Consider the following 23,880-nt stretch of genomic DNA (forward strand, 5'->3'; position numbering starts at 1 on the left):
GGATGAACGTCGCTTCATTGACCGGGAGAAAGCTCGTGCCGGAGCAGGCCCGCCCTGGCCGCGTGGGTCATGGCGGCCGTGATGTCGACACAGCGGGGACCGTCCGCCCGGAGCCGCACGGCCGCCGCGCCGCCGTGCAGTTCGATCTCACGCTCGCCGTCGACCGCGACCACCCCCTGGCGGGTGGTCACCTCGATCCGCTCGCCGACGCGCAGAGGACGCCAGTCGGCCACCCCGACGGGCAGCACCAGTCCCGGAGCGATCGGTGCGTGGACGACGGTGGTCGCCCGCTCGACCGGGCACAGCCGCAGGACGACGCCGTCAGGCTCGTCCCGCGGACTCGGGCAGAGCAAGCCCGGGATCGAGGACAGGCCGATCGCGTCCGGCTCGGCGAAGGTGCAGTAGAGCTCGGTCAGCGCGTCGGGGTGCCACAGGGCTCTGGAGCCCACATAGCGTGCGGTGGACACGCCGACGTCGACCAAGGCCAGTTCACTGCGATCCCCGCTGGTCACCTCAAGGACGGTCGCCCTGTTCGTGGCCAGGGAGATGTCAACGGCGCCGGTGGCGACCAGGCCCGCCGCCAGACCCGCGACGGTCGCCTCCCGCAGTTCGGGAAAGGCGTTGTTGGTCCCCGTGGACAGCGACAGCAGCGGTATGTCGTGGCCGGGGCCCGCGAGCATCGCGGCCGTGGCCACGCGGGCCGTCCCGTCACCGCCGAGGCAGATGATCACCTGGGCTCCGGCGGCGACCATGCGGCGCACCGCGTTGGTGGTGTCCTCGGCGCCGTTGGTGATGGCGTCGTCGTCGACGAAGCGGACCTCGGGCCACGGGGTGGCGGTCTTGGGCCGGTTGCGGACGGCGCGCAGCACGTTGGCGGAGATCCCGCCCAGGTCGACGGAGACGAACACCTTCTCGACACCCACCACGCCCAGAGCGGTGAACATGCGCTGCACCATGTTGGCCTTCTCGGCCGTGGGGAAGACCGACGCACTGGCCACCAGCCGCCGGATGTCCCGGCCCGATGCGGGATTGGCCACGATGCCCACCGCGGTCATGCTGCAAAACCCCTTTCACCGGCCGATGCGGCCACCGTCCTGGCGACCGCCGCGGTCATGGAACTACGGAAACCGGCCGGGCCGACAGGGTTGCCAGGAGTTGCAAACCTCGCCGACGCCGCACCCTCTGCGCACCCCTGTTGCGGCGCCGCTTGACGCACACATTGCGACCGTCACCGCCGGCCTCGACGTCGCGGACCGGCCGGAAGCGCGGATGAAACGGAGGGTCAGCGCATCACGAGGCCTCCGTCGATCATCACGGACTGTCCGGTCATGTAGTCGGAGTCCGGGCCGGCCAGGTAGGACACGAAGGCGGCGACGTCCTCAGGGGTCTGCACGCGGCCGAGCGGGATCCCGGCGGCGTACCGTTCGAGCGCCTGTCCCTTGCCCAAGCCGAGGTGTGCGCCGAGCTTGCCGTCGATCAGATCCCACATGTCGGTGCCGACGATGCCGGGGCAGTAGGAGTTGACGGTGATGCCGTGTGGCGCGAGTTCCTTGGCCGCGGCCTGGGTCAGGCCCACAACGCCGAACTTCGTCGCCGAATACGCGCCGAGGTAGTCGAACCCGGAGTGCCCGGCGATCGAGGCGGCGTTGATGATCTTCCCGCCGGTGCCCTGCGCGCGCATCCGGGCCGCGGCGGCCTGCAGGCAGTAGATGACGCCGAACACGTTGACCCGGAACAGGGTCTCCAACTCGTCCGGTGTCACCTCGGTGAGCGGCTTGACCTGTGCGATGCCCGCGTTGGACACCATCACGTCAAGCCGCCCCAGCGCGTCGACCGCCTTGTCGACGAGGCCGAAGACGGCGTCCCGATCGCTCACGTCGGCCGGCAGCGCCACCGCTCGACGCCCGAGCGCTTCGATCTCCTCGGCCACCGCCTGGGCGCTTTCGGCGCGCACGTCGTTGACGGCGATGTCCGCGCCGTCCGCGGCGAGACGCAGGGCGATCGCCCGGCCGATGCCGCGGCCGGCGCCCGTCACGACGGCCACTTTGCCTTCGATGCTCATTCGGGTCTCCTTACGAGGGTTGATCGGTTTCAGGTCGAGGAAGGCCGTGGCCGTTCAGGCAGAGCACGTAGAACAGCGCCCACAGCACCATCCAGCCCAGCGCGGCGCCGTGCATCGCGCCTGCCACGACCGGTTCGTGAAGCACCGGCAAGGCAACGAGGAAGGAGTAGGCGAGGAACGTCGCGATGCCGACCACCAGCGTCACGGCGAGGCGCACCAGGTAGTCGACGGCGGCGTTCGGCCCTTTCGGCCGGTTGCCGAACGCGTTGGCCCCGCCGTGTTGGAGGCGTACCAGGGCAGTGCACGCCGCGCCTCGGCACGGCGAATGAGCGTGGTCGTCGTCATGGCGGGAACTCCTTCGGCTCGCCGAATCAGCAGCGGCGGCGGATCACCTGGCACCGTGATACGCGCCGCAGGCCGGGCGGCCAACGGTTGCAGCGGAGTTGCAGTCAGCCCGCGGCGGTGCACAGCGGGCGCGGTGGAGCCGGCAGCAGGTCGCCAGGATGCGCGGGCCGCTGCACCGCCACCTCGACGCGATCGTGGAACCGGTACGGGCGGTGCCGGAGGACCCTGCCCAGATGCCGCCGCAGCCGCGACATCTCGGCGCGGACGGTCACCGTCCACCCCGCGTCGCCGAAGATGGCGCACGCCAATGGGACGGCATCTCGGACCAGCGCTTCCCGCAGGTCATATGGGCGCTGCCCAGTGCCGTCCAAGAGTTGCACGGGCGTTGCGTCGCCGGATGGGCGCGGGGGCGACACACGTATCGAGATCCCGTTGATGCCGTACCGCATCGAGCAGCCGGTATTCGGCCTCCGTTGCAACAGCGCGCAACCCTTGGCCGGCACGCCCGCAGCGCGGACAGTGGCCCGATGACCGCAGTACGACCACAGGGCCGGAAGTTGCTGCGCCTCGAGGTGCGCAACAGCCGCACGCCGATCGAGCAGAAGCCGCCGTGGATCAAGGCGAGGGTCCGGCTCGGCCCGCAGTTCACCGAGCTGCAGCGCCTCGTGCGCTCCGAGGGGCTGCACACGGTGTGCCAGGAAGCGGCCTGCCCCAACATCTTCGAGTGCTGGGAAGACCGGGAGGCCACCTTTCTCATCGGGGGCGAGGTGTGCACCCGGCGCTGCGACTTCTGCGACATCGGCACCGGCAAGCCGTCCGCCGTGGACGCCGACGAGCCCCGCCGGGTCGCCGAGTCGGTGCGCGCCATGGGGCTGCGGTACGCCACCGTCACCGGCGTCGCGCGCGACGACCTCCCCGACGAGGGAGCCCGCCTGTACGCCGAGACCGTGCGGCAGATCCACGAGCTCAACCCGGGAACCGGCGTCGAACTGCTGATCCCCGACTTCAGCGGCGACACCACGCTGCTGGACGAGGTGTTCACCGCGCGGCCCGAGGTGCTGGCGCACAACATCGAGACGGTCCCCCGGGTGTTCCGGCGCATCCGGCCCGGCTTCGACTACCTGCGCTCCCTCGACGTGCTCGCCCAGGCCCACGCGGCGGGCCTGGTGACCAAGTCGAACCTCATCCTCGGGCTGGGCGAGACCTCCGGCGAGGTGATCGAGTCGCTGCGCGACCTGCGCGCCGCCGGCTGTGACCTGGTCACCATCACCCAGTACCTGCGGCCGTCCCCACGGCATCATCCCGTGGCGCGGTGGGTGCGCCCTGAGGAGTTCGTGCGGCTGCGCGAGACCGCGCTCGAGATGGGATTCGCGGGTGCGATGTCCGGGCCGCTGGTGCGGTCGTCCTATCGCGCCGGACGGCTCTACGCGGAAGCCCAGGCGCGCCGGACGGGCACACGACGACGAGGAGAGCGGACATGACGGATCTGGTGATCCTGGGCGGTGGATCGGGGGGCTACGCCGCGGCGTTCCGCGCGGCCGAACTCGGTCTGTCCGTGACGCTGATCGAGAAGGACAAGCTGGGCGGCACCTGCCTGCACCGCGGCTGCATTCCCACCAAGGCGCTCCTGCACGCGGCGGAGGTCGCCGACACCGCCCGTGAGGGCGAGCACTTCGGCGTCAAGACCACCCTCGCGGGCATCGACATGGCGGGCGTGCACAAGTACAAGGACGGCATCGTCACGCGCCTGTACAAGGGGCTGCAAGGGCTGGCCAAGGCCCACCGGATCACCCTGGTCGAAGGGGCCGGAACGTTTCTGGGGGACAACACCGTCGAGGTGGACGGCGTCCGCCACACCGGCAGGCACACGATCCTGGCGACCGGCTCCCTCCCCCGCACTCTGCCCGGTCTTGAGCTCGGCGGGCGCATCATCACCAGCGACCAGGCGCTGACCCTGGACCACGTGCCGGAGCGCGTGGTCGTGTTGGGGGGCGGGGTGATCGGGGTGGAGTTCGCCTCCGTGTGGGCCTCCTTCGGCGCGCACGTCACCATCGTCGAGGCCCTGCCCCGCCTGCTGCCCACCGAGGACGAGTTCGCCTCGAAACTTCTCGAGCGGGCCTTCCGCCGCCGCAAGATCGCGTGCAGGACCGGGGTGAAGGTCATCGGCGCCGCCCAGACCGCCACGGGCGTGTCGGTCGGCCTGGAGACCGGGAACGACCTCGACGCCGACCTCCTGCTGGTCGCCGTGGGACGCGGCCCGAACACCGCCGGGCACGGCTTCGACGAAGCCGGGGTCGCGATGGAACGCGGATTCGTGACCGTCGACGAGCGGCTGCGCACCAACCTGCCGGGCACCTACGCCGTCGGCGACATCGTCGCCGGGCCGCAACTGGCGCACCGCGGCTTCGCCCAAGGCATTTTCGTCGCCGAAGACATCGCCGGGCTCGCCCCCCGCCCGATCGACGACACCGGGATCCCGCGCGTCACGTACTCACACCCCGAAGTCGCCTCCGTCGGTCTCACGGAAGAGCAAGCCGAACGGGAATACGGAACGCGGGTCACCACCCTCACCTACGACCTCGGCGGCAACGGCAGGAGCCAGATCCTCAAGACGTCCGGCGCCATCAAGCTCGTCCGCGTGTCCGACGGCCCCGTGGTCGGTCTGCACATGGTCGGCGACCGTGTGGGTGAACTCATCGGCGAAGCCCAGCTGATCCACCACTGGCAGGCCGAACCGGACGAGGTGGCCTCCCTGATCCACGCGCATCCGACCCAGAACGAGGCTCTCGGCGAGGCCATGCTCGCCCTGGCCGGAAAACCACTCCACACACACGCGTGAGCGGAACACCCGAAGACGGGGACACGGCGCCCCCGACAACCTTCGCCCGGTCGACGCCAGGAGCCCCATCCGGGACATCACCGAACGCATGATCGTCTACGGCGACCTGCCGCACACAGTGACCTTCGTCCTGCACCGCCGCGACCGTGACAGAGATCTGAAGGCGCCGGCCACAGCCGATACACGCGGCAGGTCGCCGATATGGCGGTGTCGCGATCCTGACGCTGCCACAACAGTCGGCCATCGCCGACCGTGCCTCATGTTCCGCCAGGCCACCAGGTGCACCCCTCACAGGCCACCTGCGCCTTCCGGGCTCCAGAAAGCTCACCCGAAACTTCGTCTGTGGAGCTATGGGGATTCGAACCCCAGACCTCCTCCATGCCATGGAGGCGCGCTACCAACTGCGCCATAGCCCCGGATGCCGTTCCAACCGGCCAACAAAAAGCTTAGTGCACCCGAGACACCACTCGCGCCACCCTTGCCACGCCCCACCCACCTCCGCCGCGCCGCCACGACCGCGCCCGCATCCGTGACCACGACCAGAAGGGAAGTGAGCGGCGGCCGTCCTTCACAGCCTGAGCGAATACCGCCCACTCCACACGGGCCGACACGAGCCTGGCCCTCTCCGCATCCTTCAAATCCCGCACGGCGCCGCGTTCATGGCTGTAGCTGCTCTTGCTCCACTGGGCGATCTCGACGCACATGCCGCCGCTCTCGCCGCCGTGGGGGCTCCGACGCCACCGAGCGACCTCAACACGCGACCTTCTTTCGGGTCGCTGTGACTGCTCTTGCGCCATATGACGCCCTCAACGCACCTGCGGCGGATCGGCGACGCGGTCGTCTCGCGTCCCTCTTGGCGCCTTCCCCGCGTGCGCTCTCCGTCAGACCAGGTCGTGCGTGCTGCTCTTCACGGACTGGGCGAACGCCGCCCAGGCCCCAGCGTCGAACATCAACATCGGCCCGTCCGGATCCTTCGAGTGCCGCACCGCCACCGCAGGCGCAACCCTTGCCGCCTCAACACACAAGCCGCCATTTCCACGAGGGCCAGTGGAACCGGCTTGCCGCGACCACACCGGCCCCAGGTCCGAACAACCGGGAACGCGGCTGACCACACCAGCCACACGCGGCGAGCGTCCAACGCGAGCCGCAGCCGGGGGGCTCCGGGGGGTCGCCCCCCGGGAGAAACGACGAGAGCCGATGGGGAAGCAGCGAGCTGCGACCACACCGGCCCCAGGTCCGAACAACCGGGAACGCGGCTGACCACACCAGCCACACGCGGCGAGCGTCCAACGCGAGTCGCAGCCGGGGGGCTCCGGGGGGTCGCCCCCCGGGAGAAACGACGAGAGCCGATGGGGAAGCAGCGAGCTGCGACCACACCGGCCCTCGGATCGAGTGGAGCTATGGGGATTCGAACCCCAGACCTCCTCCATGCCATGGAGGCGCGCTACCAACTGCGCCATAGCCCCGCCGCTGCGTGGACGTTCATCCCGCAGCGCTCCGCCAGTGTATAGGAACAGGGGCGGTGGACTCGAATCGAATATCGGGCGGTGGGTCAGGCACCGTTGTCGGTGCGGTCGTCGCTGAGGACGGGTTCGGGGAGGGTGCCGGCGTTGTGCTCGGCCAGGCGCCAGCCGCCGTTGCGCCGCTCGGTGAGGACGGACCAGCAGCAGTTGGACAGGCCGCCGATGCTGTCCCAGACGTCTTCGGGGAGGCCGAGCATCTGGGACATGCCGAGGCGGATCGCGGCGCCGTGGGAGGCGACGACGAGCAGGCCGTCGGGGGGCAGGTCGTCCATGGCGCGTTCGAGGGCGGCGCTGACGCGCTTGCCGACCTGGGCGGCGGTCTCGCCGCCGGGGGGCTGCCAGACGGCGCGCTCGGCCGGGTAGCGTTCGCGGATCTCCTTGCCGGTGAGGCCCTCCCAGGCACCGCCGTCGCGTTCGACCAGGTCGGGGTCGTGCCGGACGGGCAGGCCGGTTACGGCGGCCAGGGCGTCGGCGGTGCGGGCGGCCCGCTGCAGGGGCGAGGCCAGGATCGCGGTGGGGCGCAGCGCCGCCAGCAGCCGGGCCGCGCGTTCGGCCTGCCGGACGCCGGTCTCGTCGAGCGGGACGTCGGTCCGGCCCTGGAAGCGGTTCTCGACGTTCCAGAGGGTCTGGCCGTGGCGCCAGAGGACGAGGGTGCGTTTGCCGGGGGTCCTGCGGGGCTCAGTCACGCGGGCTCCCCACGGCGCGGGGGCGCTGGGCGGCGTGGGCGTTGATGCTGTCGGGCAGCTCGATGAGGGGGCAGTCCTTCCACAGCCGCTCCAGGCTGTAGTAGCCGCGTTCCTCCTCGTGCTGGATGTGCACGATGACGTCGACGTAGTCGAGCAGCACCCAGCGGCCCTCGCGTTCGCCCTCGCGGCGGACGGGCTTGGCGCCGGCGTCCTCGCGCAGGCGCTTCTCGACCTCGTCGACGATGGCGCGGACCTGCCGGTCGTTGGGCGCCGAGCACAGCACGAAGGCGTCGGTGATCACCAGCTGCTCGCTGACGTCGTAGGCAAGGATGTCGTCGGCCAGCTTGTCGCTCGCCGCCTCGGCGGCGAGCCGGACCAGCTGCACGGCCCTGTCGGATGCGGTCACGATGCGCTCGCGATCCTCCCTGTCGGGGACGGTTCCCGGATACACCCTCTCACGGGCGGTGGGAACGGGCCCCGTTCGTTGTCGTGTCCCGGTGCGGCCAGGTCCTCCGGCACCGGGCGGTCCCTTTCCAGGGTATGGCCCGCGCCGCGTCGCGGGGAAACCAATATCAGGTGATGTCCGGGCAGGTCAGGGCGATGACACCCTAGTGACCCCCCGGTCAGGCGGCCTGGTCGTGATACAGGGCCCGCTTGTTGATGTACTGGACGATCCCGTCCGGCACCAGGTACCAGATCGGCTCGCCCGCGCGGACCCGGTCCCGGCACTCGGTGGAGGAGATCGCCAGGGCGGGCACCTCCATCAGGCTGACCCGGCCGTTGGGCAGCCCCGGGTCGGCCAGCTTGTGGCCGGGGCGGGTGCAGCCGATGAAGTGCGCCAGCTCGAACAGTTCCTCGGCGTCGTGCCAGGTGAGCATCTTGGCCAGGGCGTCGGCGCCGGTGATGAAGAACAGTTCGGTGTCGGGGCCGTGCAGGCGGCGCATGTCGCGCAGGGTGTCGACGGTGTAGGTGGGGCCGGGCCGGTCGATGTCGATCCGGCTGACCGAGAACCGGGGGTTGGACGCGGTGGCGATCACGGCCATGAGGTAGCGGTCCTCGGCGGGGGTGATCAGGCGGCCCTCCTTGTGCGCGGAGCGGCCGGTGGGCACGAACACCACCTCGTCCAGCGAGAAGACGTGGGCGACCTCGCTGGCGGCCACCAGGTGGCCGTGGTGGATGGGGTCGAACGTGCCGCCCATGATCCCCAGTCGCCGCTTTTGCGTCATGGCGACGAGAATAGCCAGCGGCGGGCGTGATCGAACCCACCGGGGGTCGATCGGGTGCCGTCAGGTGGCCGCCAGGGGCCGGTCCAGGCCCGGGATGGGCGGTTCGCCGGACTCCCACGTCACGACCCGCACCGCCTTGCCGACCTCCACGCGCGGGACGGCGCCCGCGGGCAGGGCGCGCACCTCGGCGGCCAGGCCGATCTCGGCGCGCAGCAGCCGGGCCAGCTCGGCGGACACCTCCCGGCCCTCGTGCGGCTCGCAGGCCACGATCAGCCGGCTGCGGGGCTCGCGGCGGTCGACGACGAGCTGGTAGTGCGGTCCGACCAGGCCGGACGCCAGCAGCACCCGTTCCACCTCGCTGGGGTAGACGTTGACGCCGCGGATCACCAGCATGTCGTCGACGCGGCCGGTGACCTTGCTCATCCGCACCAGCGTCCGGCCGCAGTCGCACGCGCCGTGGGTGAGGGAGGCGATGTCGCCGGTGCGGTAGCGCAGCAGCGGAAGCGCCTGCTTGGTGGGGGTGGTGAACACCAGTTCGCCGAGCCGCCCCTCGGCGCACGGCTCGCCCGTCTCGGGGTCGATCGTCTCGACGATGAAGTGGTCCTCGTTGACGTGCAGGCCGTTCTGCTCCAGGCACTCGGTGGCCACGCCCGGCCCGATGATCTCCGACAGCCCGTAGATGTCCACCGCCTTGATCGGCAGGACGGCCTCGATGGCGGCGCGCATCTCCGCCGACCACGGCTCGGCGCCGAACACCCCGGCGCGCAGCGACGACACGTCCGCGCCCGCCTCGGCGGCCGCCTCGCCCAGCCGCAGCGCGTACGCGGGCGTGCAGGTCAGGATGTCGGGACGCAGGTCGGCGATCATGCGGACCTGCCGTTCGGTCATCCCGCCCGACATGGGCACCACGGTGGCGCCGAGCGCCACCGCGCCCTGGTGGATGCCGATGCCGCCGGTGAACAGGCCGTATCCGTAGGCGTTGTGGACGACGCTGCCGGGCCCGGCGCCCGCGCACGCCAGCGACCGGGCGCACATCGCCGCCCACAGCTCCAGGTCGGCACGCGTGTAGGCGACGAGGGTGGGCCGTCCGCGGGTGCCGCTGGACCCGTGCACGGCCGCGATCTGGTCCCGCGGCACGGCCACCATGCCGAACGGGTAGGCGTCCCACAGGTCCTGTTTGGTGGTGTACGGCAGCCGCGGCAGATCGGTCAGGGTGACGTCGGCGCCGCGTTCGATCCCGGCCTCGCGGAGCCGTTCGCCCTGCACGCCCCCGGTCGCCAGCAGCCGGTCGATCAGGCCCCACAGGCGGTGCCGCTGCAGCGCGGCCCGCTCGTCCCGGGACATGGCCTCGGCCTTCGGATCGAACATCGCGCCTCCTCGCGCCACGCCGCTGCTGATCCGCATTCCAGCCCCAAGCCCGCCGGGAGCGCAACCCCCCGGCGCGATCACGCCGCCCTGATCCCGCATGCCAGGCCGTACGCACCCCGCCCGCGCCGCAGTTCGGTGGGGCCCGGACTCGGGCGCGGGCACGCGGACGCCGGCCACACGGGAAAAGTTCGCGGCCGCTGCCGGACGCGGCCGACCGGCGATCTTGCGGGGAACCCGGGGGCCGCGGCGTTCGTCGGACATACCATGCCGGATATGACGACGAATACACCGGACCGAGCGCGCACACGCTTTCCCGGGATCAGTTCCCGTGCCTACGAACACCCGGCGGACCGTTCGGCGCTGGTGGCGCTGCGCTCGCTGACCGGGTTCGACGTCGTCCTGCGACGGCTGTCGGGGCTGTTCAACGAGCGGGCGATCCGCCTGGCCTTCCTCGGCGGGGCGGTGCGGGCGGGCGACAACCAGTTCCGCAACCTGCACGACATGGTGCGCGACGCCGCCTACATCCTGGACCTTCCGGAGGTCCCCGAGGTCTACGTCCAGCAGTCGCCGCAGCCCAACGCCATGGCGATCGGGTCCGACCACCCGTTCATCGTGGTCAACACCGGGCTGCTGGACCTGCACGACGACGAGGAGCTGCGGTTCATCATCGCGCACGAGGTCGGGCACATCCTGTCCGGCCACGCGGTCTACCAGACGATGATGATGATCCTGACCCGGCTGGGCGCGCGGCTGGCGTGGCTGCCGCTGGGCAACATCGGCATCGCGGCGATCATCATGGGGCTGCAGGAGTGGTTCCGCAAGGCCGAGCTGTCGGCCGACCGGGCGGGGCTGCTGGCCGGGCAGGACCTCGACGCGGCCAAGCGCACGATGATGAAGATGGCCGGCGGCACCCGCCTGTCGGAGATGAACACCGAGGCGTTCCTGGCGCAGGCCCGCGAGTACGACGCCGCCGGGGACGTCCGCGACGGGTTCCTGAAGTTCCTCAACCTGCTGAACCTCACCCACCCGTACCCGGTCATCCGGTTCGCCGAGATCGACCGGTGGGCGACGAGCGGCGAGTACGAGCGGATCCTGGGCGGCGACTACCCGCGCCGCGAGGACGACGCCAACGCCTCGATCTCCGAGGAGATCCGCAACGCGGCCAACGCCTACCGCGAGTCGTGGTCGCAGAGCGCCGACCCGTTCATCGGCAAGGTCCGCGACATCGCCGAGGGCGCCGCGTCCGCCGCGGGCGGCCTGTTCGACCGCGTCACCCGCCGGACCAACGGCGGCGCCTGACCGCACCGCGCCACGACGGCCCGCGCGTCCCCGCCGGGACGCCCGGGCCGTCGCGCGTCTCCGCCGCACACGCCAGGATGGGCGCGTGCTGCTCGACGCGCTGAAGAAGAACCGCTCCCTCCAGGACGGCCCGCTCGCGGGTGTGATGGCCACCGCCGCGGTCACCTACGCACTGGTGCATCCCGGCCACCGGCCGCTGAACGCGGTGGGCGTGCTGCTGCTGGGCGGCGCGTACACGGTGCTGACGTGGCGGCGCAGATGCCCGGCGGTGGTGATGGTCGCCGTGGTCGTGCTGCTGGTGCCCTACAACCTGCTGGAGTACCGCAACGAGGCGGGCATCCCGGCCGGGCTGCTGGCCCTGTTCACCCTGTCCGCACTGGGCGGGCGGCGGCAGGCGGTGCTGTCCGGCCTGGGGGTCCTGGCGGTCGTGCTCACCGGCATGACCGTGGTGAAGTCGGGCGTGCACTTCGGCGCGCCGCAGCTGGGCGCGATCGGGTGGACCGCCGACGCGGTGATCGCGGGCCAGGCGTGGCGGAGCCACCGGGCGTACGTGGCGGCGATCATCGACCGGGCCGAGCGCGCCGAGCGGACCCGCGAGGAGGAGGTCCGGCGGCGCGTGGCCGAGGAGCGGCTGCGCATCGCCCGCGACCTGCACGACCTGCTCTCGCACAGCATCACGGTGATCGGGGTGCGGGCCGGGGCGGCGGCGCACCTGGTGGGGGGCGACCGGCCGATCGACCGCGCCGAGCTGGCCGAGGCCCTCGGCGACATCGCGGGCACCTGCCGGACCGCCCGCAAGGAGCTGCGCGCCACCCTGGCGGTGCTGCGCGCCGCCGACGGCGGCGCCGGCGAGCCCCTGCCCGAGCTGGACCGGGTGGGCGAGCTGGCGGACGTGGCGCGGGCCGCGGGCCTGGAGGTCACGCTGGACGAGCGCGGCGACACCGAGATCCCCGCCGAGGTCGGCGTGGCGGCGTACCGCATCGTTCAGGAGGCCCTCACCAACGTGATCAAACACGCCGACGCGCGGTCGGTGCGGATCTCGCTGTGCCGGGCGGACGACCGGCTGCTGGTCACCGTCGAGGACGACGGCCGCGGACCGGCGGCGGACGACGGCCCTCGGGGGTTCGGGCTGGTCGGCATGACCGAACGGGCGCGCAGCGTCGGCGGGACGCTGCGCGCCGGTCGCGGGCCGCTCGGCGGCTTCGTCGTCGGCGCCGAGCTGCCGCTCGACGCCGGGCACGGCGGCTGAGCGGCGGCCTCAGGAGGCGGGCGGGGTCTGGCCCTTCAGGTGGCCCTCCCCCGTCACCACGTACTTGGTGGACGTCAGCTCCGGCAGCCCCATGGGGCCGCGGGCGTGCAGCTTCTGGGTCGAGATGCCGATCTCGGCGCCGAAGCCGAACTCCTCCCCGTCGGTGAAGCGGGTGGAGGCGTTGACCATGACCGCGGCCGAGTCCACCGTCGCCACGAACCGGCGGGCCTCCTGCTGGGAGGAGGTGACGATCGCCTCGGTGTGCCCGGAGCCGTACGTGCGGATGTGCGCGACCGCCTCGTCCAGGGAGTCGACGACGCGGACGGCGATGTCCAGGGACAGGTACTCGGCGTACCAGTCCTCCTCGGTGGCCGGGACGACATCGTCGTGGCCGTTCCGGGCCGCGAGGGCGCGGACCCGCTCGTCGCCGTGCACGGTCACGCCCTTGGCGCGCAGCGCCTCCAGCGCCCGCGGCAGGAACGCCTCGGCGATGCCCGCGTGCACCAGCAGCGTCTCGGCGGCGTTGCACACCGACGGCCGCTGGGTCTTGGCGTTGACGACGATGTCGACGGCCATGTCCAGGTCGGCCCAGGCGTCCACGTACACCGCGCAGTTGCCGACCCCGGTCTCGATCACCGGGACGGTCGACTCCTCCACCACCGAGTTGATCAGGGACGCGCCGCCGCGCGGGATCAGCACGTCCACCAGGCCGCGCGCCCGCATCAGGTGCTTGACCGACTCGCGGCTGGTGCCGGGCACGAGCTGGACCGCCTCCTGCGGCACCGCCGTGCCGGCCAGCGCGTCCTGCATCACCCGCACCAGCACCGTGTTGGACTCGATCGCCGACGACGAGCCGCGCAGCATCGCCACGTTGCCGCTCTTGAGGCACAGCGCGGCGGCGTCCACGGTGACGTTGGGACGGCCCTCGTAGATGATCCCGACCACGCCCAGCGGCACCCGGATCTGCCGCAGCTCCAGCCCGTTGGGCAGGACGTTCCCGCGCACCGTCTCGCCGACCGGGTCGGGCAGCGCGGCGACCTTGCGGACCGCCTCGGCGATCGCGGCGATCCGCTCGGTCGACAGGCTCAGCCGGTCGATCATGTACTCGGAGATGCCCGCCTCCCGGGCCCGCGCCACGTCGCCCGCGTTGGCCTTGACGATCTCGGGCGCGGCGGCCGTCAGCCCGTCGGCGATCGCGTGCAGGGCCGCGTCCTTGGCCGCGCGCGGCAGCGGCGCCAGCGTCGCCGTGGCGTCCTTGGCCAGCCGCGCCACGCGCAGGAACTCCTCGCGCTCCCGGTCCCGCTCACCCATCACCGGCTCCTTACTGTCCAGGTCCAGTCAGACGTCCAGGATCACGAGATCGTCGCGGTGGATGATCTCGCGTTCGTACTCGGGCCCCAGCTCGCGGGCCAGCCACCGGGTGGAGCGGCCCATCAGGTCGGGGATCTCCCCCGCGTCGTAGTTCACCAGCCCGCGCGCCACCACGCGGCCGTCCGCGCCGCACAGGTCCACCGGGTCGCCCGCGGCGAAGTCGCCCTCCACGCCGGTCACCCCGGCGGGCAGCAGCGACTTGCGGCGCTTGACCACGGCCTCGACCGCGCCCGCGTCGAGGACGATGCGGCCCTGCCCGGTGGTGGCGTGCGCCAGCCACAGGTGCCGGGTGGACATGCGGCTCTCCCGGGACGGGTGGAAGTACGTCCCGACGGGCTCCCCCGCCAGAGCGGGCGCGGCGGACGCGGCGTTGGTCAGCACCACCGGCACGCCCGCGATCCGCGCCGCCTCGATCTTGGTGATCATGCCGCCGGTGCCGACCTTGCGCGCCTGGTTCGGCCCGCCGATGCGGATGCCCGCCAGGTCGGCGGGCTCGCGGACCTGCTCGACGCGGCGGGCGCCGGGCCGGCGCGGGTCGCCGGTGTAGAGGGCGTCCACGTCCGACAGCAGCAGCAGGGCGTCCGCCCGGGTCAGATGCGCGACCAGCGCGGCCAGCCGGTCGTTGTCGCCGAACCGGATCTCGTCGGTGGCGACCGTGTCGTTCTCGTTGACGATCGGCACGATGCCCAGGGCGAGCAGCTGGTCCAGGGTGCGCTGGGCGTTGCGGTGGTGGGCCCGGCGGATCATGTCGTTGGACGTCAGCAGCACCTGCCCGACCGTCAGCCCGTAGCGGGCGAACGAGGAGGTGTAGCGGGCGATCAGCAGGCCCTGCCCCACGCTGGCCGCGGCCTGCTGCAACGCCAGGTCGGACGGCCGGCGCGCCAGGCCCAGCGGCCCGAGGCCGGCGGCGATCGCGCCGGACGAGACGAACACGATCTCCTTGCCCGCGGCGCGCCGGGCGGCCAGCACGTCGACCAGCGCGTCCACCCGGTCGGCGTCGATGGTGCCGAGCGGGGTGGTCAGCGAGGACGACCCCGCCTTCACCACGATCCGCCGGGCCCCGGCGAACACCTCACGCGCCCGCGCGAGCTCGTCGCCGGCCGTCATCACGGCGCTGCGCTCGCTGCTCATGCTCTCCCTCGCCGATGGAGCCGATGGATGGGTCTGGTTCAGCGGCCGTCGAGGCGGCTGTCGGTGCCGCGCGGGCCGTGCCCGGGACCGCCGCCGGCGGACACGTCCGGCTCCCAGTCGAAGACCACCGAGTCGTCCGGCGTGCCGATCAGCACGGTGGCGCCCGCGGCCGCGCCCGCCTCGGCCAGCGCCTCCTCCACGCCCAGACGAGCCAGCCGGTCGGCCAGGTAGCCCACCGCCTCGTCGTTGGTGAAGTCGGTCTGGCGCAGCCAGCGCACCGGCTTCTCACCGGTGATCAGGTAGGTGTTGTCGCCCATGTCCTTGATCTCGAAGTCGGCGCCGCCGACCGGACGCGGCCGGATCACCAGGCGGGTCGGCTCGGCCGGGGGCAGCGCCGCCCGGTACGCCTCCACCATCTCCGCCAGCGCGAACGTCAGCTCCCGCAGCCCCTCGCGGCTGGCCGCCGACACCTCGAACACCTTCATGCCGCGCTTCTCGAACTCGGGCCGCACCAGCTCGGCCAGATCACGGGCGTCCGGCACGTCCACCTTGTTCAGCACGACCAGGCGGGGCCGGTCCGACAGCGGGCGGTCGCCCAGCTCGCGGTCGTAGGCGGCCAGCTCCCGCTCGATCACCTCGAAGTCGCTGACCGGGTCGCGTCCCGGCTCGGGGGTGGCGCAGTCCAGCACGTGCGCCAGGGTGGAGCAGCGCTCGATGTGCCGCAGGAACGCGTGGCCCAGGCCGCGGCCCTCGCTGGCGCCCTCGATCAGGCCGGGCACGTCGGCGACGGTGAACGTGGTGTCGCCCGCCTCGACCACGCCCAGGTTCGGCACCAGCGTGGTGAACGGATAGTCGGCGATCTTGGGGCGGGCCGCGGACATCGCCGCGATCAGCGACGACTTGCCCGCGCTGGGGAAGCCGACCAGCGCCACGTCCGCGACGCTCTTGAGTTCGAGCACCACCTCGCGCTCGTCGCCGGGCTCGCCCAGCAGCGCGAACCCGGGCGCCTTGCGCTTGGCCGAGGCCAGCGCCGCGTTGCCGAGGCCGCCGTGCCCGCCCTGCGCGATGACGAAGCGGGTGCCCTCCCCCACCAGGTCGGCCAGCACGTTGCCGTCGCGGTCCTTGACGACCGTGCCGTCCGGCACGCTGAGCTCCACGTCGTCGCCGTTGGCGCCGGTGCGGTGCCCGCCCTGCCCGGGACGCCCGTTGGGCGCCTTGCGGTAGGGGCGGCGGTGGTACTCCAGCAGGCTGGCGGTGCCGGTGTCCACGCGCAGGACCACGTTGCCGCCGCGGCCGCCGTTGCCGCCGTCGGGGCCGCCGAGCGGCTTGAACTTCTCCCGGTGGATCGAGGCGCAGCCGTGGCCGCCGTGACCCGCGACGACGTGCAGCACCACACGGTCGACGAACTGCGCGCCCTGCTGGGTGGCTGCGGCCATGGTCTTCTCCTACGGCTGGACGGCTGAGGCTGGACGGTTCGGTGCCCGGTAACGAGACGAAGGGGCGGACCGGGTTCGGTCCGCCCCTTCACCAACGTCGCTGTGCGGCGGATTACTCCGCCGGCGGGACGATGCTCACCGCGTTGCGGCCGCGGTAGCGCCGGAACTCCACGGTGCCCGCGACCAGCGCGAACAGCGTGTCGTCACCACCGCGCCCGACGCCGGGCCCGGGGTGGAAGTGGGTGCCGCGCTGGCGGACCAGGATCTCGCCGGCGTTCACCAGCTGGCCGCCGAAGCGCTTGACACCCAGGCGCTTGGAGGTCGAGTCGCGACCGTTGCGGCTGGACGACGCGCCCTTCTTGTGTGCCATGTGACCGCTCCTTACTTCCCGGCCTTGATACCGGTGATCTTGACCTGGGTGTACGGCTGGCGGTGGCCCATCCGCCGCTTGTACCCGGTCTTGTTCCGGTAGTGCATGATGTTGATCTTGGGGCCCTTGACCGCGCCGAGAATCTCGCCGGTCACCTCGTAGTTGGCAAGGTCGGCCTTGGAGCTGACGACGTCGTCGCCGTCGACCACCAGCACGGCCGGGAACGTGACCGTCGAGCCGACCTCACCGGCCAGCTTGTCGACGGTGAGCACGTCGCCCGTGGCCACCTTCTCCTGCCTGCCGCCTGCGCGGACAATCGCGTACACCGCGGAAACCCTTCGTTAGCGCGCGCTTCCGGAATCAACCGGTCCCACACGTGGTCTTCCACCAGCCCTCGGATGAGGGCCTACCCCCGGCCGGAACCGGAGGCGGCACACCGGGGTCTGGACCCGGTGCTCTGTGCTTGGACCCCGCCGGACGAGCGGGGGACGCACGTCCCGATCCCTCGGGCTCGGGGTGCGAAGCCGAACGACGCGCTCGCACGCGCCGAAGTCCAAGGGTACCGGATGCCCGGACCGGAGCGCGAACCACGCGGTCCGGTCCGGGCGCCCGGCTCATCGGCCCTACTCGGCGTCGGCCTGCCCGGCGTCGGCCGCGCCGACCTCGGCCTTCGCGCGGGTCCGGCGGGTGCGGCGGCGACGGCCGTTGGCCGCGGTCGGCGCCTCCTCGCCGTCCTCGGCCGCGGCGGGCTGCTCGCCGTCGTCGGCGGGCTCCACGGCCTCCAGCGTGCCCGGTACGGCCTCGGCCGCGGCGTCGGCGGCCTCCACGGCCGCCTCCGCCGGCGACTCCTCCTCGTCGCTCGCGGCCTCGGCCGCCGGCGCGGCCTCCGCCTCGGCCTTGGCCGCCGCGCTCTTGCTCCGGCTGGAACGGCGGCGACGGGCGGGACGCTCGGCGGTCTCGGCGGCCTGCGCGGCCGCCGGCTCCTCGGCGGGCGCCTCCTCGGCGTCCGCCTTCGCCGCCTCGGCCTTGGCGGACTCGTGCTGCGCGAGCTTCTCCTCGACGGCCTTCTCGACCTCGCCCTTGCGCTTGCGGCGGCGGCCGCCGCCGGTGCCGGCCGACTTGTCCGGCTTGGGCTCCACGGGCGTGAGCTGGACGTGGATGCCGCGGCCGTTGCAGCACTCGCAGGTCTCCGAGAACGCCTCCAGCAGGCCCTGCCCGACCCGCTTGCGCGTCATCTGCACCAGGCCCAGCGACGTGACCTCGGCGACCTGGTGCTTGGTACGGTCCCGCGACAGGCACTCCACCAGGCGGCGCAGCACCAGGTCGCGGTTGCTCTCCAGCACCATGTCGATGAAGTCGATCACCACGATGCCGCCGATGTCGCGCAGCCGCAGCTGGCGCACGATCTCCTCGGCCGCCTCCAGGTTGTTGCGGGTGACCGTCTCCTCCAGGTTGCCGCCCTGGCCGGTGAACTTGCCGGTGTTGACGTCGATCACGGTCATCGCCTCGGTGCGGTCGATGACCAGCGAACCGCCGCTCGGCAGCCACACCTTGCGGTCCAGCGCCTTGGCGATCTGCTCGTCGATGCGGAACACCGACACCACGTCGGGGCCGCCGTTCCAGCGCTCCACCCGGTCGGCCAGGTGCGGCGCCACGTACCGCACGTACTCCGAGACGGTGTCCCACGCCTCGTCGCCGGAGACGACCAGCTTGCTGAAGTCCTCGTTGAAGATGTCGCGGACGACCCGGATGGTCAGGTCCGGCTCCCCGTACAGCAGCGACGGCGCCGAGGCCGACTTGACCTGCTTCTGGATGTTCTCCCACTGGGCCGCCAGGCGCGACACGTCGCGCGCCAGCTCCTCCTCGGTGGCGCCCTCGGCGGCGGTACGGACGATCACCCCGGCGTTGTCCGGCATGATCTTCTTGAGGATCTGCTTGAGGCGGCTGCGCTCCTTGTCGGGGAGCTTGCGGCTGATGCCGGTCATCGAGCCGTCCGGCACGTACACCAGGTAGCGGCCGGGCAGCGAGATCTGGCTGGTCAGCCGGGCGCCCTTGTGGCCCACCGGGTCCTTGGTGACCTGCACCAGCACCGACTGGCCGGACTTGAGCGCCGACTCGATGCGGCGCGGCTGGCCCTCCAGGCCCGCCACGTCCCAGTTGACCTCGCCGGCGTACAGCACCGCGTTGCGGCCCTTGCCGATGTCGACGAACGCCGCCTCCATCGACGGCAGCACGTTCTGCACCTTGCCGAGGTAGACGTTGCCCACGTACGACTGGTGCGTGGCGCGGTTGACGTAGTGCTCGACCAGGACGTTGTCCTCGAGGATGGCGATCTGGGTGCGCTCGCCCTCCTGGCGGATCACCATGACCCGCTCCACCGACTCGCGGCGGGCCAGGAACTCGGCCTCGGTGATCACCGGCGGGCGGCGGCGGCCCTGCTCGCGGCCCTCGCGGCGGCGCTGCTTCTTGGCCTCCAGCCGGGTCGAGCCGCGCACCGCCTGCACCTCGTCCTCGGCGGCCGCGCGGGCCTCGGCGGCGGGCCGCGACTCGCGCACGTGGACCACGGTGTTGGGCGGGTCGTCGGGCGCCACCGCCGGTTCGCCGTCCCCGGTCCCGGAGCGGCGACGGCGGCGCCGCCTGCGGCGGCTGGTGCCGGACGCGCCGGACTCGGCGCCGTCCTCGTCGTCGCTGTCGGCCTCGTCCTGCTCGTCGGCGGGGGCCTTGGAGTCCTTGGCCTTGGCGTCCTTCGCCTTGGCGTCCTTCGCCTTGGAGTCCTTGGCCTCGTCGTCCTTGTCCTTGGGCTGCTGCTCGGTGGCCTCGGCGTCGTCCTCGGCGGTGGTGTCGTCCTCGCCGGCGTCCTTGCCGCGTCCACGGCCGCGTCCGCCCCGGCGGCGGCGCCGCCGCGAGGGACGGTCGGAGTCGTCGTCCTCGTCGTGGTCGGAGGGCCCGGTGTCCTCGTCCTGCGCGGTGTCGGCGTCGCCGGCCGTCTCGGCGGGCGCGGGGGCGGGCGCCACCGGCTGCGGCGGCTGGAAGACGACCATGGGCGGCTGGAAGGTCACCGAGGGAATGCCGAACGCGGCGACGGGCTCGGTCTCGGCGCCCTCCTCGGGCCCCTGCACGGCCGGCACCTCGGGCACCTGCGGGACGACCGGAACGGCCGGGGCCTGCGCGGCCTGCCGCGTCTCGGGCCGGGTCTCCGGCTCGGGCTCCGGCTGCGGTTCGGGCTGGGGCGGGGCCGCGGCCGCGGTGCGGCGGCGCGTACGGCGCGGGGCCGCCTCCTCGTCGCCGGTCTTGGCGCGCGAGCGCGTGGCCCGCTTGCGGGGGGCGGGCTCCTCGGCGGCCGGCTCCGCGCTCGGCTCGGTGCTCGTCTCGGCGGCCGGCTCAGTGGTCGGCTCGGTCGTCGGTTCGGTCGTCGGCTCGGTCGTCTGTGCCGTCTCGTCGGACTCCTCGCCGGTCGTCTCACCGGAGGTCTCGGCGGGCGGTGCGGCGGGCGCGGCGGCCTCGGCGGCCGCCCGCGGGGGCTCCTGCCCGTCGCGCGTCGCGGGGCCGGACGCCTCGGCCGACACCGTGATCACGGCGGGGGCTTCGTCCACCTCGGGGGGCGGGCCGGCGGGGCGGCTGGCGGCCCGGCGGCGCGGGCGCCGCGGGGCGCTTGCGGCGGGGTCCGCGGAAGTGATCTCGTTATCTGTGCCTTCGGCAGTGGCCGGATCGGCTTCGTTCTCCAACATGCGGGCAACTCCCGTCAGGCTCCCGGGCGCGACCACGCGCTCCGCCCCGGGGGCGGTGCGGTGCGGTGCGCCGCACGGGAGCTCTCTCCGTCAGTCAATCGGCGCCGTCACGTCCGGACCGCGATCCGGCAGCGACGACGAAGTCGTCGGGGGCGCGCCCGCCGTTCCCTGGAGACCGGTTCCGTGCGTCCGGCACGGCTTCGGCCCTTACGGACGGGCGCTGACGGCATCCGCGCTCGCGGGCTCCGCGCTCTGCGTGCGCGCAGGGCCATGGCCCGCCGCGGCGTCGTCGCCGGACGGGGCCACGGTCTCCCGGTCGGGATCCAGCGGATCCGCGAGCTCACCGGTGCCTGCGTCCACGGGCCCCTGCGCCAGCCTGGTCACCAGCGGCGGCGACGGCGGCGCGAGGTCGGCGACCTGACGCAGTCCGGCGAGGATGTCGTCGGGTCGTACGGCGGGTGTGGTATGCCGAACAACCATTCGAAGTATCGCACAAGGGGCATCCGCCGCCGCCGAGGCGCGCCGGTCCAGCTCACAGGCGGACACGGCGGCGCGCACGTCGAACCGGCGCCGTCCCTTCTTCGTGAGGCGTTCCACCTCGATCCGGTCGGCGGCGACGAAGGCGTCGACGGCCCTCGCGGCGGCCTCGGCGTCCACGCCGTCCAGCCGCACCTGCCACAGCGACGCCTCCAGCCGGTCGGCCAGCGCCGCGGGCCGTGCGGCCTGCGCCTCCCCCGCGCGGGCCGGCGGCCGGGCCTCCACCACGTCGAGGACGTCCAGGCCGGCGGGCAGGGCGGCGTCAAGATCGCCGCGGACCCGCGCAGGGTCGCGGGTCTCGGTCAGCCCGAGTTCGAGGTATTCGGCCTCGCTGGCGACCCCGGTCGCCGCCGCGCCCGTGTACGAGATCTTCGGGTGCGGGGTGAATCCCGCGCTGAACGCGACAGGGATCCCGGCGCGCCGCACGGCGCGTTCCACGGCCCGGGAGATGTCGCGGTGGCTGGTGAACCGCATCCTGCCGCGCTTGGCGTACCGCACGCGCAGGCGCTGGATCACGGGGGCCGGCGCGGGACCCTCCGGCTGGGGTGCCAGGGCTCCAGTCCTTCCTACTCGCATCGAGTCGAAAACGTCTCCCTATAGAGTACGGGCCCCCGGCCCCCCTTTCGCCCACGCCCGGCCCCAGACACCCCCGCATCGGCCAGGACGGGCCGTCCTCCACCCCGTGTGAACGGCGGGCGGAACAGGCTCCGGACGCCCGTGCCCACGCCGTCGGGCGCGCGGGCACAGGCGGTCAGGGCCAGGTCAGACGACCGAAAGGGGAAGGAGTTTGCGGCCGGTGGGACCGATCTGGATCTCGGTGCCCATGGTCGGGCAGACGCCGCAGTCGTAGCAGGGCGTCCAGCGGCAGTCCTCGACCTCGGTCTCGTCGACGGCGTCCTGCCAGTCCTGCCAGAGCCACTCGCGGTCGAGACCGGCGTCCAGGTGGTCCCAGGGCAGCACCTCGACCTCGTCGCGCTCGCGCGTGGTGTACCAGTCCAGGTCGACCGGCTCGTCGGCCAGGGCCTTGTCGGCGCAGGCCACCCAGCGGTCGTAGGAGAAGTGCTCGCTCCAGCCGTCGAAGCGGCCGCCGTCCTCCCACACCGCGCGGATGATCGCGCCGACCCGGCGGTCGCCGCGCGACAGCAGGCCCTCGATGATCGACGGCTTGCCCTCGTGGTAGCGCAGGCCGATGGCGCGGCCGTACTCCTTGTCCCTGCGCAGCGTGTCGCGCAGGGCGCGCAGCCGCCGGTCGACGGTCTCGTGGTCGCACTGCGCGGCCCACTGGAACGGGGTGTGCGGCTTGGGCACGAACCCGCCGATGGACACGGTGCAGCGGATGTCGCGGCGGCCGGTGGCCTCCCGGCCCGCCTGGATCACCCGGCGGGCCATGTCGGCGATGGCCAGGACGTCCTCGTCCTCCTCGGTGGGCAGCCCGCACATGAAGTACAGCTTGACCTGCCGCCAGCCGTTCTCGTAGGCGGTGGTCACGGTGCGGATCAGGTCGTCCTCGGTGACCATCTTGTTGATCACCTTGCGCATCCGCTCGGAGCCGCCCTCGGGCGCGAACGTCAGCCCGGACCGGCGGCCGTTGCGCGACAGCTCGTTGGCCAGCGTGATGTTGAAGGCGTCCACGCGGGTGGACGGCAGCGACAGCGAGGTGTTGGTGCCCTCGTACCGGTCGGCCAGCCCCTTGGCGATGTCGCCGATCTCGCTGTGGTCGGCGCTGGACAGGCTGAGCAGTCCCACCTCGGGGAAGCCGCTCTCCCGGACGCCGGTCTCCACCATGTCGCCGATGGTGGTGATCGACCGCTCGCGCACCGGACGGGTGATCATCCCGGCCTGGCAGAAGCGGCAGCCGCGGGTGCAGCCCCGGAAGATCTCCACGCTGTAGCGCTCGTGCACGGTCTCGGCGAGCGGCACCAGCGGCTTGCGCGGGTACGGCCACTCGTCCAGGTCCATGACGGTGTGCTTGGCGATCCGCCACGGCACGCCCGGGCGGTTGGGCGCGACCCGCTGGATGCGGCCGTCCGGCAGGTACGTCACGTCGTAGAACTTCGGCACGTACACCCCGCCGGAGGAGGCCAGCCGCAGCAGCAGCTCGTCGCGGCCGCCGGGACGGCCCTCGGCCTTCCACTCCCGGACCACCTCGGTGATCGCCAGCGCGATCTCCTCGCCGTCGCCGAGCACCGCCGCGTCCAGGAACTCGGCGATCGGCTCGGGGTTGAAGGCGGCGTGCCCGCCGGCGAGCACGATCGGGTGCTCGTCGCCGCGTTCGGCCGCCGCCAGCGGGATGCCCGCCAGGTCCAGCGCGGTCAGCAGGTTGGTGTAGCCCAGCTCGGTCGCGAAGCTCACGCCCAGCAGGTCGAACGCGGCGACCGGGCGGTGCGCGTCGACGGTGAACTGCGGGACGCCGTGCTCGCGCATCAGCTTCTCGAGGTCCGGCCACACCGAGTAGGTGCGCTCGGCCAGCACGCCCTCGCGCTCGTTGAGGATCTCGTAGAGGATCTGCACGCCCTGGTTGGGCAGCCCCACCTCGTAGGCGTCCGGGTACATCAGCGCCCAGCGCACCTCGGCCTCGTCCCAGTCTTTGACCTGGGAGTTCAGTTCGCCGCCCACGTACTGAATCGGCTTCTGCACGCGCGGGAGCAGCGGCTCCAGACGCGGGAAGATCGACTCGACCGGCATGACGGTGCCTCCGATGATGTGGACG

At 72.5% G+C, this 23,880-nt stretch carries 22 protein-coding genes and 2 tRNA genes; 4 read left to right on the plus strand and 20 right to left on the minus strand.

Annotated features, from left to right (window positions below; genetic code table 11):
- Positions 1-14: 14 nt before the first annotated feature.
- The 4 genes from ABZ801_RS26625 to ABZ801_RS26640 all read right to left on the minus strand — a co-directional run bounded on the left by ABZ801_RS26625 (position 15) and on the right by ABZ801_RS26640 (position 2,715).
- Positions 15-1,055 carry an NAD(+)/NADH kinase gene (locus ABZ801_RS26625; RefSeq protein ID WP_360702594.1) on the minus strand — a complete coding sequence of 347 codons (1,041 nt, stop codon included), beginning with the start codon at positions 1,053-1,055 and terminating at the stop codon, positions 15-17.
- A 227-nt stretch (positions 1,056-1,282) separates the two neighbouring features.
- Positions 1,283-2,062, minus strand: a complete 780-nt coding sequence (locus tag ABZ801_RS26630) for an acetoin reductase (protein ID WP_360702597.1) — start codon at positions 2,060-2,062, stop codon at positions 1,283-1,285.
- 10 nt (positions 2,063-2,072) lie between these two features.
- The gene (locus ABZ801_RS26635) at positions 2,073-2,267 is read right to left on the minus strand and encodes a hypothetical protein (RefSeq protein WP_360702600.1); all 195 of its coding nucleotides are present in this window, start codon (positions 2,265-2,267) and stop codon (positions 2,073-2,075) included.
- Between the two features lie 244 nt (positions 2,268-2,511).
- Positions 2,512-2,715, minus strand: a complete 204-nt coding sequence (locus ABZ801_RS26640; protein WP_360702603.1) for a hypothetical protein — start codon at positions 2,713-2,715, stop codon at positions 2,512-2,514.
- 219 nt (positions 2,716-2,934) lie between these two features.
- On the opposite strand from ABZ801_RS26640, the gene lipA reads away from it, so the two are divergent.
- Positions 2,935-3,888: a lipoyl synthase gene (lipA, locus tag ABZ801_RS26645; RefSeq protein WP_360702606.1), complete on the plus strand. Its 954-nt coding sequence runs from the start codon at positions 2,935-2,937 to the stop codon at positions 3,886-3,888.
- On the plus strand, positions 3,885-5,246 hold the full coding sequence (lpdA, locus tag ABZ801_RS26650) for a dihydrolipoyl dehydrogenase (RefSeq protein ID WP_360702609.1): 1,362 nt from the start codon (positions 3,885-3,887) through the stop codon (positions 5,244-5,246). The genes lipA and lpdA overlap by 4 nt, the downstream gene beginning before the upstream one ends.
- A gap of 343 nt (positions 5,247-5,589) precedes the next feature.
- Here lpdA and ABZ801_RS26655 read toward each other — a convergent pair.
- The 8 genes from ABZ801_RS26655 to ABZ801_RS26690 all read right to left on the minus strand — a co-directional run bounded on the left by ABZ801_RS26655 (position 5,590) and on the right by ABZ801_RS26690 (position 10,049).
- Positions 5,590-5,662, minus strand: a tRNA-Ala gene (locus tag ABZ801_RS26655).
- Positions 5,663-5,692: 30 nt separating this feature from the next.
- Positions 5,693-6,043, minus strand: a complete 351-nt coding sequence (locus ABZ801_RS26660; RefSeq protein ID WP_360702612.1) for a DUF397 domain-containing protein — start codon at positions 6,041-6,043, stop codon at positions 5,693-5,695.
- Positions 6,044-6,127: 84 nt separating this feature from the next.
- Complete coding sequence (locus tag ABZ801_RS26665) at positions 6,128-6,676, minus strand: DUF397 domain-containing protein (protein WP_360703109.1); 549 nt, start codon at positions 6,674-6,676, stop codon at positions 6,128-6,130.
- Positions 6,640-6,712 (minus strand) — tRNA-Ala (locus ABZ801_RS26670). Before ABZ801_RS26670 ends, ABZ801_RS26665 begins: the two co-directional genes overlap by 37 nt.
- A gap of 86 nt (positions 6,713-6,798) precedes the next feature.
- Positions 6,799-7,455, minus strand: coding sequence for a histidine phosphatase family protein (locus tag ABZ801_RS26675; RefSeq protein WP_360702615.1), 657 nt, complete (start codon positions 7,453-7,455; stop codon positions 6,799-6,801).
- Positions 7,448-7,861 carry a ribosome silencing factor gene (gene rsfS / locus ABZ801_RS26680; protein WP_344951095.1) on the minus strand — a complete coding sequence of 138 codons (414 nt, stop codon included), beginning with the start codon at positions 7,859-7,861 and terminating at the stop codon, positions 7,448-7,450. The genes ABZ801_RS26675 and rsfS overlap by 8 nt, the downstream gene beginning before the upstream one ends.
- Before the next feature lie 217 nt (positions 7,862-8,078).
- Positions 8,079-8,681 carry a nicotinate-nucleotide adenylyltransferase gene (gene nadD, locus ABZ801_RS26685; protein ID WP_360702619.1) on the minus strand — a complete coding sequence of 201 codons (603 nt, stop codon included), beginning with the start codon at positions 8,679-8,681 and terminating at the stop codon, positions 8,079-8,081.
- A gap of 60 nt (positions 8,682-8,741) precedes the next feature.
- The gene (locus ABZ801_RS26690; RefSeq protein ID WP_360702622.1) at positions 8,742-10,049 is read right to left on the minus strand and encodes a phenylacetate--CoA ligase; all 1,308 of its coding nucleotides are present in this window, start codon (positions 10,047-10,049) and stop codon (positions 8,742-8,744) included.
- A gap of 273 nt (positions 10,050-10,322) precedes the next feature.
- Here ABZ801_RS26690 and ABZ801_RS26695 point away from each other — a divergent pair, with 273 nt between their 5' ends.
- On the plus strand, positions 10,323-11,348 hold the full coding sequence (locus ABZ801_RS26695) for a M48 family metallopeptidase (RefSeq protein ID WP_344951103.1): 1,026 nt from the start codon (positions 10,323-10,325) through the stop codon (positions 11,346-11,348).
- Positions 11,349-11,433: 85 nt separating this feature from the next.
- Positions 11,434-12,597 (plus strand): sensor histidine kinase, encoded by a 1,164-nt coding sequence (locus ABZ801_RS26700; RefSeq protein ID WP_360702625.1) that lies wholly within the window; start codon positions 11,434-11,436, stop codon positions 12,595-12,597.
- Positions 12,598-12,606: 9 nt separating this feature from the next.
- Here the strand turns inward: ABZ801_RS26700 and ABZ801_RS26705 are convergent, their stop codons facing one another.
- The 8 genes from ABZ801_RS26705 to ABZ801_RS26740 form a co-directional block, all read right to left on the minus strand.
- The gene (locus tag ABZ801_RS26705; RefSeq protein ID WP_360702628.1) at positions 12,607-13,908 is read right to left on the minus strand and encodes a glutamate-5-semialdehyde dehydrogenase; all 1,302 of its coding nucleotides are present in this window, start codon (positions 13,906-13,908) and stop codon (positions 12,607-12,609) included.
- A gap of 27 nt (positions 13,909-13,935) precedes the next feature.
- The gene (gene proB / locus ABZ801_RS26710; protein WP_344951172.1) at positions 13,936-15,075 is read right to left on the minus strand and encodes a glutamate 5-kinase; all 1,140 of its coding nucleotides are present in this window, start codon (positions 15,073-15,075) and stop codon (positions 13,936-13,938) included.
- 62 nt (positions 15,076-15,137) lie between these two features.
- Positions 15,138-16,535, minus strand: a complete 1,398-nt coding sequence (gene obgE / locus ABZ801_RS26715; RefSeq protein WP_360702631.1) for a GTPase ObgE — start codon at positions 16,533-16,535, stop codon at positions 15,138-15,140.
- 112 nt (positions 16,536-16,647) lie between these two features.
- Positions 16,648-16,905 (minus strand): 50S ribosomal protein L27, encoded by a 258-nt coding sequence (gene rpmA, locus ABZ801_RS26720; RefSeq protein WP_344951115.1) that lies wholly within the window; start codon positions 16,903-16,905, stop codon positions 16,648-16,650.
- 11 nt (positions 16,906-16,916) lie between these two features.
- Positions 16,917-17,231 (minus strand): 50S ribosomal protein L21, encoded by a 315-nt coding sequence (gene rplU, locus ABZ801_RS26725; RefSeq protein ID WP_344951118.1) that lies wholly within the window; start codon positions 17,229-17,231, stop codon positions 16,917-16,919.
- Between the two features lie 297 nt (positions 17,232-17,528).
- Positions 17,529-20,633 carry an Rne/Rng family ribonuclease gene (locus tag ABZ801_RS26730; RefSeq protein WP_360702634.1) on the minus strand — a complete coding sequence of 1,035 codons (3,105 nt, stop codon included), beginning with the start codon at positions 20,631-20,633 and terminating at the stop codon, positions 17,529-17,531.
- A 207-nt stretch (positions 20,634-20,840) separates the two neighbouring features.
- Positions 20,841-21,686, minus strand: coding sequence for a TIGR03936 family radical SAM-associated protein (locus ABZ801_RS26735; RefSeq protein WP_360702637.1), 846 nt, complete (start codon positions 21,684-21,686; stop codon positions 20,841-20,843).
- Between the two features lie 246 nt (positions 21,687-21,932).
- Positions 21,933-23,855 (minus strand): TIGR03960 family B12-binding radical SAM protein, encoded by a 1,923-nt coding sequence (locus ABZ801_RS26740; protein WP_344951178.1) that lies wholly within the window; start codon positions 23,853-23,855, stop codon positions 21,933-21,935.
- Positions 23,856-23,880: the final 25 nt, after the last annotated feature.

It is taken from the genome of Actinomadura sp. NPDC047616 (assembly GCF_040642915.1).
Taxonomy (GTDB): Bacteria; Actinomycetota; Actinomycetes; order Streptosporangiales; family Streptosporangiaceae; genus Spirillospora; species Spirillospora miaoliensis.